Source organism: Ktedonosporobacter rubrisoli, from assembly GCF_004208415.1.
Lineage (GTDB): Bacteria > Chloroflexota > Ktedonobacteria > Ktedonobacterales > Ktedonobacteraceae > Ktedonosporobacter > Ktedonosporobacter rubrisoli.
Window position 1 is genome coordinate 9,955,625 of the sequence record NZ_CP035758.1, and the last position, 15,593, is coordinate 9,971,217.

The 15,593-nt window shown below is 52.3% G+C and carries 10 protein-coding genes; 6 read left to right on the top strand and 4 right to left on the bottom strand.

Annotated elements, in window-relative coordinates; translation table 11 throughout:
• Positions 1 to 8 precede the first annotated feature (8 nt).
• The 3 genes from EPA93_RS42660 to EPA93_RS42670 are packed head-to-tail and all read right to left on the bottom strand — an operon-like array spanning position 9 to position 2,969.
• On the bottom strand, positions 9 to 602 hold the full coding sequence (locus EPA93_RS42660) for an MOSC domain-containing protein (RefSeq protein ID WP_129893395.1): 594 nt from the start codon (positions 600 to 602) through the stop codon (positions 9 to 11).
• Between the two features lie 36 nt (positions 603 to 638).
• Positions 639 to 2,168: a cache domain-containing protein gene (locus EPA93_RS42665; protein WP_129893396.1), complete on the bottom strand. Its 1,530-nt coding sequence runs from the start codon at positions 2,166 to 2,168 to the stop codon at positions 639 to 641.
• Between the two features lie 24 nt (positions 2,169 to 2,192).
• Complete coding sequence (locus tag EPA93_RS42670; protein WP_129893397.1) at positions 2,193 to 2,969, bottom strand: DUF4388 domain-containing protein; 777 nt, start codon at positions 2,967 to 2,969, stop codon at positions 2,193 to 2,195.
• Positions 2,970 to 3,440: 471 nt separating this feature from the next.
• Between EPA93_RS42670 and EPA93_RS42675 the strand changes: the two genes are divergently transcribed.
• The 4 genes from EPA93_RS42675 (at position 3,441) to EPA93_RS42690 (ending at position 9,518) form a co-directional block, all read left to right on the top strand.
• Complete coding sequence (locus tag EPA93_RS42675) at positions 3,441 to 4,136, top strand: RNA polymerase sigma factor (protein WP_129893398.1); 696 nt, start codon at positions 3,441 to 3,443, stop codon at positions 4,134 to 4,136.
• A gap of 155 nt (positions 4,137 to 4,291) precedes the next feature.
• Entirely contained in the window at positions 4,292 to 5,095 is an 804-nt protein-coding gene (locus EPA93_RS42680) for an anti-sigma factor (protein ID WP_129893399.1), read from the top strand.
• Between the two features lie 5 nt (positions 5,096 to 5,100).
• Positions 5,101 to 8,070, top strand: a complete 2,970-nt coding sequence (locus tag EPA93_RS42685) for a CHAT domain-containing protein (protein ID WP_129893400.1) — start codon at positions 5,101 to 5,103, stop codon at positions 8,068 to 8,070.
• A gap of 131 nt (positions 8,071 to 8,201) precedes the next feature.
• The gene (locus tag EPA93_RS42690) at positions 8,202 to 9,518 is read left to right on the top strand and encodes a formimidoylglutamate deiminase (protein ID WP_129893401.1); all 1,317 of its coding nucleotides are present in this window, start codon (positions 8,202 to 8,204) and stop codon (positions 9,516 to 9,518) included.
• Between the two features lie 144 nt (positions 9,519 to 9,662).
• Here the strand turns inward: EPA93_RS42690 and EPA93_RS42695 are convergent, their stop codons facing one another.
• Complete coding sequence (locus EPA93_RS42695; protein WP_129893402.1) at positions 9,663 to 12,968, bottom strand: S41 family peptidase; 3,306 nt, start codon at positions 12,966 to 12,968, stop codon at positions 9,663 to 9,665.
• Between the two features lie 344 nt (positions 12,969 to 13,312).
• Here EPA93_RS42695 and EPA93_RS49385 point away from each other — a divergent pair, with 344 nt between their 5' ends.
• Complete coding sequence (locus EPA93_RS49385; RefSeq protein WP_207229347.1) at positions 13,313 to 14,089, top strand: FKBP-type peptidyl-prolyl cis-trans isomerase; 777 nt, start codon at positions 13,313 to 13,315, stop codon at positions 14,087 to 14,089.
• A gap of 503 nt (positions 14,090 to 14,592) precedes the next feature.
• The gene (pyrB, locus tag EPA93_RS42705; RefSeq protein WP_129893403.1) at positions 14,593 to 15,585 is read left to right on the top strand and encodes an aspartate carbamoyltransferase; all 993 of its coding nucleotides are present in this window, start codon (positions 14,593 to 14,595) and stop codon (positions 15,583 to 15,585) included.
• Positions 15,586 to 15,593 lie beyond the last annotated feature (8 nt).

Here is a 15,593-nt window from a genome sequence, read left to right on the forward strand (position 1 = left end):
GCTGGGGATCAGGCGCTGGTAAGCAGTCTGTCCCCAGCCTGAATCTCAATAAACGAGGCGGAATCCGCCAGGGTTGCGTAAAAGCCGCGCTTGCCGTGATTAAGAAATTGCAGAGCTTTTTTTAACTGTTCGGCCGAGGGCTCGTTGTCCTCTTTGAGAGAGAAACGGCTGAACTCGACACACGGCGCGGCTACCATAATATCCTTTAAAGGGACGAGTTGTCCCGTGGCAGCAATTTCAATCGTCACCCCGCCCTCCAGATCGGACAGCGTTTGCTCCTCCTCGGTTTCCACAAGAATGTTCTCGCCGGCATAGCCGTCAAGTAGGTGCTCTCCAAACCGGGCACGCATAGAGCGATAATGACTGGTGAACCCAATAGAGATGCCATTGTCACCCTGGTGGTGCGAGCGGGGATGATCGGCATGGTGGACATCCAGGAGATGTTCATCATCCGAGATGACGCCAATAACCCCTTTTCCTGTGAGAAGCAGGCTGCTCATCGTCAGGATTTCTGAAGGATCATAGTAACGATGCGGCTTTTCTCCACGCTTAAGCGGAGAACGCTGTATCTGTACAAGCTTAATACTGCCAATTTCGCGCATTGTGCTCTGACCTGCCCTTTATTTCTAGCTCTGATGCTATTTGCCAACAACGGAACGCAACTGGGCTACAACCTGTTCAAGTTGGGTGGCCGCGTTAGCCGCCGAGGTTGCCCCCGTTGCTAGCTGCTCATTTACCTGAGTTGCCACATTAAGTGCTGTTGATAACTTATTGTTGCTTGCTTCCTGATAGCGAGAGGCCTGGTCGATATATTGCGTCGCTGCAATGATGCGCTCTAAGGCTTGCCTCGCTGTCTCCGCATCAAGCTGATTCCAATGGGTCAGGAGCGCAGTAACCGTCTCGCGAAGCTGATGCGTGGCAATCTTTGTTGCCTCATTATAATATTGTACAGATTGCAGGCCGATTTGTGAAGCATCGACGACCCACATCTGTTCTGTGGCAATGTCTTGTTGCTTTGTGGCCAGACTGCTTAGCGTCTGGCTGTTGCTGCGGATATACTCAACGGCTGTAAGAATGGGGCGGGTAATGTTTTGTCCAAAGGCCCAGCCAGCCAATGCGACGAGCAATGCCATAACCAGAGCAATCAGAATATTCTCGATTAATTGCTGATTGGCAACGCTGGTCACGGTATTGATCGGACTGAGCACGAAGTAATACCAGGGAAGCGTAGCAGAAGTTTGCAAAGCAACCTGAAAAGCTTCCTGCCCGCTAAGGGGCATCTGAAAAGTGGAGAGTGGAACATTGGTATCCAGTTTCTGGGCCAGTAAGGGATTTTTGTTTACAGTGACCGGCCTGGCGCTGCCAAAGCGCTTTTCTTGTACGATGCGCTGCTGTAAGTCGGCCGGTAAGTCCTTGATGGCCTGGAAGCGACGAGCTGGATCGGTATTAGCAATGCAAATACCACTTTTGTCGAGAATAAAGGCATAGCTACCAGGGCCATTGTTGCCCAGGTCTCCTTGAACAATATTCCAGATGTAGTCAAGATTGAGGCTTGTACGTATGAAACCCAGGAAAGCTGGTTGCTGGCTTGTGCCTGGCTGAGGCGTCTGTACAATCGGTGAGTAAATGTCGACAGCCGCTTTGTGACTGGTAGGATCGACGTAGACCGCCGAGATAAACGTTTTGCGGGCCAAAGCCAAATTTAATTCGTCGTCGGGAATAAGTGCGCTACCATGCTTGAGTGGCTTCGTATTCAGGGGATAATACAGACGCAGCTGTCCTTTGGGATTGAACAGCTCCCAGGAGGTGTAGCGATGATCGCGATAGATGCCAGCCTCCAGGGCGAAGCTGGCATGTAGGGCCAGATTCTGATAGTCGGGCGAATTGGGAATTGGAGGCGCGGCTAGAAATTCCTGGACGCTGGGAACTTGAGCTAGCGTCTGTAAATCCAGTAAGCGCTCTCCAAAATAAGCATCTATCAACTGAACACGAGTTTTGGCATCATTCTCCATAGCTGCGTTCGCCTGTGAGACAAGAGCCGGCCTGGCTTGCCATTGGAGGAAGATAATCGTAATGATCAGCGGCAACACTGCTGCGAAGAGCAGCCCGAGGGAGACGCGTAGAGACAGCGGGGTGCGCCGCCGTGGCTCGAACATCCTTTGTGACATGCTGCTTTCTACCTTTTGATATGGCTACTGAATAATCCCTATACGTTCCAGGTCACGAAGCAAGCGTTCTATTTCATCTGGCCTGCGTCCTATCAGGCGCGCAAGTTCAGGAACTGTACGATTTCCATCGACGAGCAAGAATATATGACGATGTGTACGCGAGAGCCCGGCCTGATTTAACCAGGAAATAGCCTCTTCGACCTGCCGGATGCGCCGTGGTGGTGAGCTATTTGAGGCTCTTGCCGCATTATTCTCTTGCATATTTCTCAGCATATTGGCGGGCGTACGTAAGTATGGATTGGTCTCTTGTAAAGGACTGGTAGGAGTTTGAATGGCCGGCAAGGGACTGGTAGGCGTCTGGATAGCTGGCAAAGGGCTGGTAGGAGTTTGAATGGCTGGCAAGGGACTGGTAGGCGTCTGGATAGCCGGCAAAGGGCCTGTTGAGGTGCGCACAGCAGGCAGAAGGCCACTGATGCCATCAGTAGTGGGTGAGAAAAATTTGAAGCGACATTCGCCCCAGGTATTCAGGCGGTCCAGGGCTGGCTGACCGTTGAGTTGTCCGCAGCGAGCATGGGTAATATATCCCTGAACGAAAGAGATCTCGCCCTCTTCTAGTCTCATATCTTCGCCCCTCTCGACAGTTAAGAGGCCGGTTTTACGACCGAGTTGAATAACTTGAATGATATGCCGAAGCCTCTCCGTTGAGAATCCTCTTCTTTGTGAGTTGAACATCCTTATTCCACCTTTGGTGGTATTTGCTCCCGAGGTAATAAATACTATGTCGATGGGCGGTTCAAGCATACCATAAAATTAAAAAATTGTGAAAATTTTTAGACTTATCTGACCTATTCTCCTATTTGCTGCTTGAAAAGCCAGCTTAAGGAGCATTTTTGTTTAAGTCTTTATAAGTATAAACGCTAAAAAAAGGCGGAATAGCAGATCTATGCTGAAGCTTCCTCAAAGAGGCAAAAAATTTTGCGCATTCGCTTAGCTGTGGCTCTTCTGTTGGAGGGCCGGTTTGCAAGAGCAAAAGAGCTGGCCAGATGTGCCGCAATAGTCGTAATATATGCTCAGGCTGTATGTTAAATTAGTGGAGAGCGAAAACATTATTCTTGTGTAGGTGCTTGTAGCCTTGTTTTGCACATGCTATACTGCATAAATACGTCGATAACTATTTACTAGTCAGGAAGCAGGGGGCTATTGTCGATGGAGTCTGGCAACCTCTCGCACCCTTTGGATTCACAATCCAGTAAGAGAGGGCAGAGTAATCGTGTGCAACAACTGGAGCTACTTTCCATTAATGATTTAGCTCGTTGTTGCTCGGAAGAGACCAGCAAGTTCCTCAGGCAGAATGCATCGGATGACAGTTATTGTTTAGAATTGTTTCGTCGAGCTATTGTAAAACGGGATGATGCCGCCTGGTCGAGTGTGTATCAACAATATTCGCCGCTAGTGCTCACCTGGGTAACGCAGCACCAAAGCGCTGTATCTCTCATGGGACAAGATGGTGGTGCTGTGCTGGTGAACGCTGCTTTTGCCAAGTTTGCCCAGGCGCTTACCCCGGCCAAGATGGAGAATTTTGATTCTCTGGCTGCAGTCTTGAAATATCTTAAGATGTGTGTGCATAGTGTGGTAGCCGACGAAATTCGTGTAAGGCAGGCGCGCCAATACGAAGAAACGCTAGAATTAATAGAGCATGAGCCTGCTGTGGGTGACCCTGCCGAGGATATTGTGGCAAATCTTTCTGCCCAGGGATTGTGGCAGATTATTCAAGAAGAACTCAATAGTGATGATGAGCGTGTGTTAGTCTACCTGGCCTACGTTCAAGGTATGAAGCCGGGAGAGATCTGTACTCAACAGCGCCGTATTTTCCCCACCGTAGATGATGTCTATCGGGTGAAGCGTAACGTCTTAGAGCGTTTGCGACGCAATAAGCGTTTGCGTATGATGTTTCGCCAGCAAGCATAATTGCGGCTCTCAGCTTTGTAGCTGTGTTTTCTTTGTGAAGAAGATGTGGGAGTGATGCGAAAATCGTTGAGGGATTCGTTTATTAACACTAAGAGGACAAATGAGCCGTGGCCATTTGTGCTGAAATCCTATATGTGAATCTAGAGGAAACGCTCATGCAGTGTAGTGAACCGGGGGCTATTCGCGAGGAAGAAATAGTTGCCTATCTTGCGGGAGAGAAGGTGCGGCCTGCTGTTGTACAACATCTCGCACGCTGCCAATATTGTTCAGCTCGGTTAGCAACCTATCGCCAAATGGAGCGCGAGCTTACCAGTAAGCTATATAGATTGGATTGTCCATCTAACCAGGTGCTTGGCGAGTATCAGCTTGGCTTCCTCGATCCTAAAGAGGTTTTACGTGTCCAGAAGCATCTAGAGATCTGTAAGTTTTGTTCGGCTGAAGTGGCTACGCTTGCTCAGTTTTTAGCCAATGACCTTGTGCTGGCTGAGCGCCCATCTGTTGCGCGTAGCAAACCTTCCCTGAATCACCATATCCAGCAAGAAGCTGGCCGGGTCGTTGAGCAGCTGAGCAGCCACATTCTCTCAGAAGTCAGGCGCATTGTTGCCACGCTGGTGCCATCTCAACCGGCGTCGCTCGCATTACGTGGTGAGGAGGCTTTATGGCCGCGTAATTATGTAGCCGAAGATGTTAGCGTGTCTATCCAGGTTGAACAAGGGACGCATAGGAATGACTCAGTGCAGCTGATTGGTTTTGTCTCGCGCAAGGATACTGATTTAGGCGCGCTTCAGGGCATAGCTGTACAACTCGTTTCGCCAGCGAAGCACGAGTATGTACAATATATTGATGAGTTAGGAAATTTTATCTTTTCATCAATTATGCCTGCCACCTACACGCTTGAAATGCAGTTTCCCGAAAGCGTGATCGTTATCGAACAATTAGCTGTGGTCTTAGATCAATAGCCTCTATGACTCCCCAGGACCTCGTTTCAGCACTGCTACGCACAAATGAAGAGCAGGGAAAGCATCTGCTGCGGACGCATGTGCCAGCGTTCAGCAGCGTTGCTCTTGATCGGCTGGTATATCTCATCAAGAAGGAAGCAGATCGTTGCTGGACTAACGATGCTCCCCTCTCGTTTGTTCTGGCTGGCTATCTCTTGCTGGTCGGCGATCTTACCCAGAACAAATATTATCACGCCCTTGGCCTGATGGCGCGCGGCGATGCTTTGCGTCGTATGGACCGCGATCAGGAAGCGCTGCCTTTTTTTGATGCCGCCGGCGAAGAATTTTTTGCGGCGGGCGATGAGGTAGGATGGGCGCGTACCCGCATCGGACGTATCAATGCCTGCCTGAGCCTGAATCGTACGACTGAAGCTCTGCGCGACGCCTCGACTGCGCGCGAGATTTTTATGCGCCATGGGAAGTTATTGCGGGCCGGTCAGATCGATGTCAATGCGGCGATCGTCAACTACGAGCTGGGGCAATATGATGCAGCCTTGCGCCTTTTCGATCGGGCAATTGAGACATATTTGCTGCACGGCGAGAAAGTTGATCTGCTGGTGGCGCGGGCGCGGGGCAATAAAGCTCTTACGCTGGCGGCCATGGGCAAGTTTCGCGAAGCCGTGGCTCTCCATCAATTGGCTTGCGCTACCTTTGCTCTGCATGGCGAGAGCCAGGAGATAGCTGTTGCGCGCGAAGAACTCAATATCGCGGATATATTTGCCGCCCAGGGACGCTATAGCCAGGCCTTGCAGCTCTATAACCGGAGTCGAGCCCTCTTTCAAAAACATGACATGGACTTTGCCGCTGCGGAAACTGCCCAGCAAATGTGCTTTTGCCTGATGCGTTTAAATCGCACGCGCGAGGCCAGCGAACTTGCTGCGGAGACTGCCCAATTTTTTCGGACCGTAAAGGGGCTGGGCCATAATGTGGCGCGCTCCCTTATGCATCAGGCTACAGCGGCAACCCTGGAAGGAAAATTCGGGGATGCTGAAGCCATGCTAAAAGAAGCTAGCTCTTTGCTCCACGGTGGCGGCTTTGTCAAGCTGGCGGCTCTCGTGCATTTAAGACGGGCCGAGCTCTATTTTGCTGATCAGCAATATAAGGCTAGCTTGCGCGAGGCTGAGCACGCGGCTGACGCTTTTGCCGAGCAGGAAGACTTACCGCATCTGGCTTTTGCTACCCTGCTGCAGGCTTATCTTGCCGACGCAGAAGGCGATGTCTCAACCGCGCAATATCTTTGTGATCAAGCGCTTGATATCGCTCAGGGACAGGGTTTACTTGACCTGAAATATCGATGTGATGATCTGCTCGGGCAATTGGCGGAAAAGCGGGGGGATATACACAAGGCTGCTTATTACTATGATCGAGCTGTGCAGGGGATCGATGAGGTACAGAGCCGCCTGGTTATGGAAGAGCGCACAAGCTATCTTGAGGATAAAGGCGGTATCTATCAGCGGGCTGTAACCTTTGCCCTGAAGGGTGGAAACGATGATCAGGCCCTGGTTTACGTTGAGAAGGCCAAATCGCGCGTGCTTGGCGACTATCTGCGCAATAATATCGACATCCGTTTGCGGGCTGGCGATAAGGCCGGTGAGGCCATTCTTGAGGATCTGGCAAAACTGCGTGAGGAGCAGGCCTGGTATAGCTCGATTGTTTACGAGACCGAGAACGGGGCTAATCTTAGCAATACTGCAGTTATGCGTATGCGCGCAATTGGCCCGGCGCGTGCCAGGCAGGAGATGAAGCAGAGGGAGCGTCATATAGAGCGCCTGTTGGAGCAGATTCAATTGCGTTCGGCCGGCGATTTGGTGGCGCGCCCGCGCCGCAACTGGACAACAAGTATTGTTGCGGCATTGTGGCCGAAGCTGCCTCCACGGGCCTTGATGCTTGAATATTATCTGGCTGGTCCGGATCTATATATCTTTCAGATTGCGCGTCAGGGCATAGATGTGCAGATTGTCAAGGGGGCTGTGCCCAATCTAGAGCGGCTTATGATGCTCTGGGGAACGAATCGGGATGTAACTGCGCAGGCCGCCGGGAGCCCGGAGCAGGTCCATATGCTTGCCAATCTGCAAGCAAATAGCCTGGGTTTGCTCCAGCGCCTTTACAACTTGCTGATTCGGCCCGTAGATGATCTATTGGCTGGCTGTGAACATGTCATCATTGTGCCCTACGGGATGCTCCATTATTTACCTTTTCATTGCCTCTTTGATGGAGAGCGCTTTGTCGTCGAACGCTTGAATGTCTCCTATCTGCCGGCTTCAGCACTTGGCGATATCTGCCGCAAGCGTGGCCAACGTACCCAGGTAAAGGCAGCACGTTTGTCGGATGCGCTGGTGCTGGGCCATGCCGATGGTGGGCGCCTGGCTTTTGCTGAGCACGAAGCTGAGGTGGTTGCGCAGTTATTAGGTACACGCTGTATGCTCAATAAAGAGGCGACTACCGCGCTCTTGTGGGAGGCCGGCCCGCGCAGCCCTCTTGTGCATATTGCCGCCCATGGCCTTTTCCGCCTTGATGCACCCAATTTTTCTCACATCAGACTAGCCGATCGACAACTCAGCGCGATAGAAGTCTTCAATCTTGACCTTTCGGCATGCTCCCTCCTTACCTTGAGTGCCTGTGAGACGGGGCGTGCAGTCATCGGAGGAATAGACGAAGTAATTGGCTTGGGCCGCGGGTTTTTCTATGCTGGCGCCGCTTCTTTGTTGCCGACGCTTTGGAAGGTCGACGATGCCAGTAGCGCGGAACTTATGGAGATGTTCTATAGGGAACTGCTGAGCGGGGCGAGCAAGGCGGCGGCACTGGCCAGTGCGCAGCGCGCTTTTATTGCTCGCGCGCGTAACTCTGCTCAAGCGTATCGGACCCATCCCTACTTTTGGGCCGCCTTTCAGCTTATTGGTGACTCCGGACCGCTCATAAAAGGTGAGGCCCACTAGACGAAGAACGGGGCCTGGGCGGGCTTGTGAGCGTGGCAGCTATTCCTTAATCCCTTCTGGTCTGTTATAGTGTGAAGAGAAATAGAACAAACACGGAGCTGTACGCCAGTGCAGCAGATGAGGTACATGTGATGCAGCAACTTGCCCCGGATTATATCTACACGCCGCAAGGATTACAGGCAAATATGGTCGTCTCGATTTCGGATGAGGGCTATATAGTTTCGGTTACACGGCGCGATGCGCTTAGCGAAGAGCAAGCCCAGCAATCTATCGATGCGCTAACAGGTGTAGCCCTTTTGCCTGGCTTTGTCAATGTCCATAGTCATGTATTTCAGCGCACTTTACGAGGCCATACCCATCGCCCACTCTCCCAGAAGGATACATTCTGGACATGGCGCAATGCTATGTATGCTGCGGCCCAGCAGTTAACGCCTGACCAACTGTATGAGACTGCATTGAGCACGTATCGCGAGATGCTCGCGGCTGGCTATACGAGCGTTGGCGAGTTTCACTACGTTCATCATCAGCCAGGCGGACAGCCATATGAACATCCTAACGCGATGTCCGAAGCTATTTTGCGGGCTGGGCAGGATGCCGGTATCCATGTTGTACTCCTGATGACGGCCTACGCCCAGGCCGGCTTTAACCGTCCTCCAGAGGAGGCTCAGCGCCGCTTCTGTGATAGCTCAGTAGAGGCTTTTCTCGCGCGTGTAGAGGCTCTACGCTCTACTGGAGCGCTTGTGGGCATCGCTCCTCATTCTGTGCGTGCTGTACCAGAGCTCTGGTTTCAGGCCATCACCGATTATTGCCGCTTGCATCATCTCCCTCTCCATGTCCATGCAGATGAGCAGCGCGCGGAAATTGAGCAGTGTAAGGCCGCGTATGGCTGTACGCCTATAGAGTTCTTAGCGCGTTGTGGAACCTTGGGACCCATGACGACAATTGTGCATGCAACGCACGCCAACGAACAAGAGCTGGCATTACTTGCCCAGTTTGGCTGCACGGTATGTGTCTGCCCTACAACTGAGGGTGACCTTGGCGATGGGATTGCGCCTTATGCTGAGCTGGTTGCTGCGCATATCCCCCTTGCTATCGGCTCGGATAGCAATACGCGCCTTGATCCTCTTGAGGAATTGCGCTGGGCTGAATATTCGGCACGGATGCGCTATCAGCGCCGGCGCGTGCTAATTGCTGACGAAATGGGAGCCCCAGGGCCGCTGTTGCTTGACTATGGGACCAGTCGGGGCGCGGCAGCCTTAGGATTGCAGGCAGGAGTCATCGCGCCTGGCATGCTGGCTGATTTTGTCGCTATTGATCTTCGTCATCCGATGTTGGCAGGCTGGAGCGAGCAGGATTTGCTAGATGTTCTCTTCTTTGGCGCATCGCCCGCCGTGATTGAACAGGTATGGGTGCAGGGGCGCAAGGTTGTCTATAGAAAGTCTCATTAGCTTCGCCAATATTTGCAGAGCATGCCGAGATCAACAAAACTGTCGAGAGCGTAGGTCAGCGGGGTAGTGCACAGATATAGGCGGGGCCGAGAGTTAGAGCTCCCGGTCCCACTTTGTTGCTTTTCTTGATAAGGAATGCTGGCTTTAAGAAATCTCCGGCTCTAAAGGAAGCTCTAGCTGCTCCAGGTAGGCCAGACGAGTGCGCCGCGGTCTCTCGCCTGGTTCTGGTTTCAAAGGTGGAGCTTCCTCAAGCAGGCGTAGAGCCTCCTGGACCGCGCGCTCTAATTGTGGGTCTGCATTGCGCTGATAATCCTGCGGCGCGATATCAACCTCGATATCTGGATCGGTCCCATAGTTTTCTATCTCCCAGCCTACATCCTTGAACCAGTAAGCAAACTCCGGCTGCGTGGTGCTGGTTCCATCGACTAACCGATGGCGTGGGATAATCCCGATGACGCCGCCCCAGGTGCGCTTCCCAATGAGGGGCCCTAATTTCATAAGCTTGAAGCAATGGCTGAAGATATCCCCATCGGAGCCTGCATGCTCGTTGGTAAGCGCGACCATGGGTCCCTGTGGCGCTTCGCGTTGATAGGGAGTTGGTTGGCCCCAGCGCGAAAAGGTGTAACCGAGGCGGCGACGCGCCAGCTTTTCTAACAATAGCCCCGAAACGTTTCCTCCCCCATTCCAGCGTACATCAATAACGAGGGCTGGATAATCGTATTCGCTAAGATAGCTGCGGTGAAACTCAGCATAGCCCCTTGCTTGCATATCGGGAATATGTATGTAGCCTATTTTGCCCTGTGATTGAGCGTGCACAAAGCGCCGGTTCTGTTCGACCCAATCGCGATAGCGGGCCGCATTCTCCTGCGTAATCGAGAGCGTAGCGCTAGTGATGACGCGTGTCTCTTGTGTGCCGGCCTCCTCGATAGTAAGTTGCACCTCGTTGCCGGCCTGGTTGACCAGGAGCTCCTGAGGGCCGCGCTGAGGGCTCAGGCGTTGACCGTTAATTGCCAGGACCGCATCGCCTACCGAGACTTGCAGGCCTGGGGCCATGAGTGGCGAGGTCTCTTCTTTATTGGAGGGATCACCGTACACGATGCGACCGATACGATAGCGCTGTGCCGCCGCATCATAGGTCCAATCGACGCCAAGAAAGCCCTGGCGATAGTAACGGCTGATATAATACTCTCCGCCATATTCATAGGCGTGCGAGGTACCGAGCTCACCTTGCAGTTCATGGAGCAAATCAGAGAGCTCTGAGCGGGAGCCAACGCGCTCAAGCAGCGGCGCATACTGTGCGTACACGGCGTCCCAATCAATCCCGGACATATCGGCATCCCAGAATTGCTCACGCTGGAGCCGCCAGGCCTCGGCAAACATTTGCTTCCATTCCGCTGACGGCTGGACAGAGACTTTTATACGACCCAGGTCAAGCCAGCCAGTATCGCGGCCGGCATGATCGTTATTCTCGGATCTTTGGACTTTCTCGCCGGCTTTGGCGATCCGAAAACGCTGGCGTGTGCGATATAGAAGTGTTTTCGCATCGCGCGAAAGGCGAAAATCGCTAACGTTCTCAATAAGACGTTCGTTCTTCTGCGTCTCAAGATCAAAACTCTCGATCCAGCCCTTGTCGCGCGTCTCGTTAGAGAGCGTAGCTTGCAGCGGAAAAGCCAGCAGGAGCACCTTGCCGCGTATGCCGCAGATAGCGCGGTAGCGGCCCTCACCGATTGGGAATGGGATGGCTCGGGCGGTGATACCCTCAAGATCAATAGTCAGCGGGCGCGGCTTTTTCCCTTCATCGCCCTTCTCTTCCTTTTCGCCATTGCTCTTGTTGCCATTCTCGCTTGCCTCTCCCTCGGCGTTGCGCTTTCTGCCGGAGGCCTCTTTATCTGACAAGAGCTTTGATTCGGGAGTAAAAGGGGAGCGCAAGTCTTTGCGCAAGGTGATGGCATAGGGCTGGATGCCGCGCGGAAAGCTGAATTCGAACTGCAAGGAATCGCGCACGGGATTAAAAGCGCGGTAGCCTAAAAAGTAGAGATATTTCCCATCGGGATCAAAGGATGGCGAGATATCTTGTAAAACTGGCTCGGTCGCGAAGTACGTTTCGCCGCTCTCCATATACCCTAGCTTGATTGCGCGCTTCTGGCTAGTGGAAGCGAAGCTATAGGCCAACCAGCGTCCATCGGGTGACCAGGCCAGGTCTTCAATGAGCCCGTACTCACTATGATCGAGGACTGCCGCTTGTTCGGACCTCACATCGACGATAAGTAGCTCGTTGCGGTGATTGGCTACAGCCACAAGCCCATCTGCCGGTGAGACGGCTAGCTCAACAACACGGCCAAGCTCAATATCGGCAAGCTGCTTTGCTTCGCCGGCTTCCTCTGGATCGAAAATTACCAATGCTTCTCGGCCAGGTGCGTCGCAGATAGCCACCAACCGTTTTTCATCGTAGAGCCACTGTAGGAAGCGGTAACGCACACCATCGGGCTCGCCGTATTGTAAGACGGCTCCCTCCCAGTTGCTCATTGTGAAGGCTTTGCCACGCGTCGTGAGCGCCAGGGCATAGCCCTGTGGATGGAGCTCAAACGTATCAAGGTACGAAGTGGCCGAGACAAACTTGCGGCTGAGTTGGGCGCGCTGGCTGGGCAGGGTTATATCAACGCGCTGTACCGTATCGGCATAGGGATCAAACAGATAGAGATCGGCGGCAGCCTGGAAGACTAATCTGTGCCCGTCTGTGGAGAGGTGGCGTGCATAAAAATCCTGCTGCTGTGTATGGCGGCGGAGATCAGTCCCAAGTGGAGTGCAGGAATAGACATTACCCACTCCCTCATGGTCGGAAAGGAAATAGATCCTATCTCCAACCCAGCATGGATCGACAATATTTCCGCGCAATTGTAGGAGCCGCACGAAGTTTCCATCACCACGCGTATCGCACCAGAGATGACCTACAGTGCCACCCCTATAGCGCTTCCAGTATGCAGGCTCTTCGCTATTGCGCCCGAGGACGATTCCGCCTTGCGGCCCATAGGAGATGGCGTTAGCCATGCCGAAGGGGAGCTGCTGGGGCTGGCCGCCTTGTGGACTTATCGCATAGATAACTTTGTAGCCAGTAGTGAATTGTCCAGCGCTGCTGGCATAGAGGATATGCTCTCCAGACGGAGACCAGCCGGCTACCCGGCAGCTTGAGGTGCTCTGGAAGGTTAAACGTTGCGCGGGACCGCCAGGTGCAGGCATTATATAAACCTCACTTGGGCCTTCTTCGCGTCCAACAAAGGCAAGCAATTGACCATTGGGCGCGAAGCGGGGATAGCTGATTCTACCTGTACCGGCTGTAAGACGCTCCGCACGTCCACCACTGCTTGATACAAGCCAGAGATCATCTTCAGAAACAAATACAATCCTGTCCTGGAAAATGGTAGGGAACCGCACGTATCCCTGAGATGGCATGCTGCCTCCTTCTATGTATGAGGACCTGTAGTATATATTTATTGACTATACCTGCTCGTGCCAGAACACAGAGTAGGTAGATATACTTGTAGGAGAGGATATACAGTGTATGTCGTATCAGGTTGTCTGATACTGTTCTTCATTATTGGATGCTATTGTAGCACAACTCTATATAAGTGTCGAGAGCAGTAAGGGTAGGAAAGAGTAACAGCAATCAAGGTATACACAAGCGGTAATTCTGGCAGAAAAATTCAAGAAATCCTTAACCCCTTGCCAGAATAGAAAAATGATGGTAACCTCAACCTGCTATCATTCCACTCTACACCAGAGGAGAATTTCTATCCATGCCACCACAGACGCTAAAGGATCAGAATAATTCGATGTCAAAGCATAGTAATCGGCCTGGGCAGCGCCAGAAAGAGCGCCTGTTACGCCAGGAGCGCCGTTTACGTAGACAGCGTATCATCACTGCCACTGTTGCTCTGGTTATTGTAGTCGCGCTGGCTGGAATTGGCTTCTGGCAGTATGAGCAATATACTGCCAGACAGCAGGCTGCCGCCGATAAAGTTAAGAATCAGCATGCGACCGCAACTGCCATCGTCGAAGGAACCACGACGGCAGCCGCTAATGCCAGCGCTAGCGTGGTTGCCAACGCCACGGCAACTGTTGGCGCGCAGGCCTCCGCAACTGCTATCTCAAAGGCAATGTCCACTGTTACTGCAGGTTCTCCCATACCTTCTGCCGGCCCTGCCACTCCTCCTACAGTGACTGGTACACCCAAAGCCCTGGCTGATGGCTTGAAGTATATTGATGTTAAAGAGGGACAAGGACCCGAGGCTAAAGCTGGCAGCTCCGTTACCGTGCAATATACAGGCTGGTTTGCTAGCAACGGGCAGAAGTTTGATAGCAGCTATGATCATGGCGGGCAGCCTTTCACTGTGGCGCCTTTAGGGCAAGCGCAGGTGATTAAAGGCTGGAATGAGGGTCTGGTAGGGATGAAGGCTGGCGGCACAAGACGCCTCTTTATCCCGGCCGCACTGGCTTATGGTTCCCAACCCCCACAGGGCATACCACCCAATGCTGATCTGATTTTCGATGTGACAGCCCTCATTGTTCAATAAAGTTTTGGGATAATCAGAGTCCCGCCAGACCTCAGCAGGGGTTGGCGGGACCTCTTCATTCTGCCCGTAAGCCTTGCCCTTCCCCTAATTTCTAGCCGATTGCCCTTGACTTTTGTTAAATCTGAAGGTATACTCTTAACAATTTGAAATGCGTTCCCGACAAATTCACAAAACGGAAAAGGCACGGCATCCTCATGGCATCAACTTACTGGATACAGACGTTAAACAGAATAATGCAGAAGAAGTTTCGTCTCATCCATAGGCAGGATGGTCCCGGTGCTTTTTTAAAAGATTATATTTTTTCCTCACCCCGTTGATTCAGGGGTGAGGAATTTTTTTTTGACGTAAAGGGTCTCCACCTCTCCCAACAGTGTGGTCAGGCGAAGGTCGCTCCCTGCATATTCAAGAGACATAGGATCACATAGAGGAGCAGCGTGGAAGAAAAGGATGACCTGTCAAGCTGTCGTTGTTATCAGGTGGCTGTAAAACATACTGGAGGTTCTATGAGTCAAGTTGCAGTTTATCCACATACTGAGCCTGCTATGATCAATGGAAGTTTCAAGGGAAAGGATATTGTCTCGCTTGATCAGTTTACGGCAGAGGATCTGCAGGTGGTATTTGCTCTGACCCACAAAATGAAGCAGATTGCTCTCAATAATGAGGCATCGCGGCTACTGGAGGGCTTTGTTATCTCTCTCCTGTTCTTCGAGCCTTCCAGTAGAACTTTTGGTTCGTTTGCCTCTGCTATCAAGCGGCTGGGAGGACAAACGATTGAGCTGCAAAATCCAGAAACCACCTCCTCAGTCTATAAGGGGGAATCGTTTGAAGATACCATCCGCGTTTTCGAGGCCTATTCTGATGCGCTGGTCTTGCGCCATAAAGTAGCCGGCTCGGCAATGTTGGCTGCCGATGCCGCCAGCTTTGTGCCAGTGGTCAATGCTGGCGATGGCAATAATGAGCATCCAACTCAGACGGTCTTGGATCTCTATACCCTATATGAGAGATTTGGTCGGCTCGATAATCTTACCGGCTTGCTCGCCGGGGATGTACTCAACAGCCGGACATTACATTCGCTCATGCGTGGGCTCTCGCTGTTCAAAAACAACACAGTCTATCTGCTTGCTCCACGGCAGCTCCAGCTCGCCAAAGACGATTTCCTGAGCCTTAGCGCGCGCGGCTTAAGAATTATTGAGATAACTAGCGAAAGGGAGATACCCCGAGATTGTAACTTCTGGTACTGGACACGCGTGCAGAAAGAGCGCCTGGCTTCGTTGCAGGAATATCAGGAAGTTATGAAGAGCTCGTTTGTGGTCACGCCAGAGTTATTAGACGCGTATGCAAGCAAAGACATGATCCTGATGGACCCGCTACCTCGCGTCAATTCGGTTGATCCGGCAGTTGATAAGGACGAGCGAGCCGTGTATCTGAGATCACAAATCCGAAATGGACTATATACGCGTATGGCACTGCTGACGCTTATTCTTGGAAGAGCCTAACCTGGACA

Bases quoted from the DNA above. Each gene is read 5' to 3' on its own strand.
- EPA93_RS42660 (WP_129893395.1), bottom strand. From the start codon at position 602: ATGCGCGAAATTGGCAGTATTAAGCTTGTACAGATACAGCGTTCTCCG.
- EPA93_RS42665 (WP_129893396.1), bottom strand. From the start codon at position 2,168: ATGTCACAAAGGATGTTCGAGCCACGGCGGCGCACCCCGCTGTCTCTA.
- EPA93_RS42670 (WP_129893397.1), bottom strand. From the start codon at position 2,969: ATGCTTGAACCGCCCATCGACATAGTATTTATTACCTCGGGAGCAAAT.
- EPA93_RS42680 (WP_129893399.1), top strand. From the start codon at position 4,292: ATGCAGTGTAGTGAACCGGGGGCTATTCGCGAGGAAGAAATAGTTGCC.
- EPA93_RS42685 (WP_129893400.1), top strand. From the start codon at position 5,101: ATGACTCCCCAGGACCTCGTTTCAGCACTGCTACGCACAAATGAAGAG.
- EPA93_RS42690 (WP_129893401.1), top strand. From the start codon at position 8,202: ATGCAGCAACTTGCCCCGGATTATATCTACACGCCGCAAGGATTACAG.
- EPA93_RS42695 (WP_129893402.1), bottom strand. From the start codon at position 12,968: ATGCCATCTCAGGGATACGTGCGGTTCCCTACCATTTTCCAGGACAGG.
- EPA93_RS49385 (WP_207229347.1), top strand. From the start codon at position 13,313: ATGCCACCACAGACGCTAAAGGATCAGAATAATTCGATGTCAAAGCAT.
- pyrB (WP_129893403.1), top strand. From the start codon at position 14,593: ATGAGTCAAGTTGCAGTTTATCCACATACTGAGCCTGCTATGATCAAT.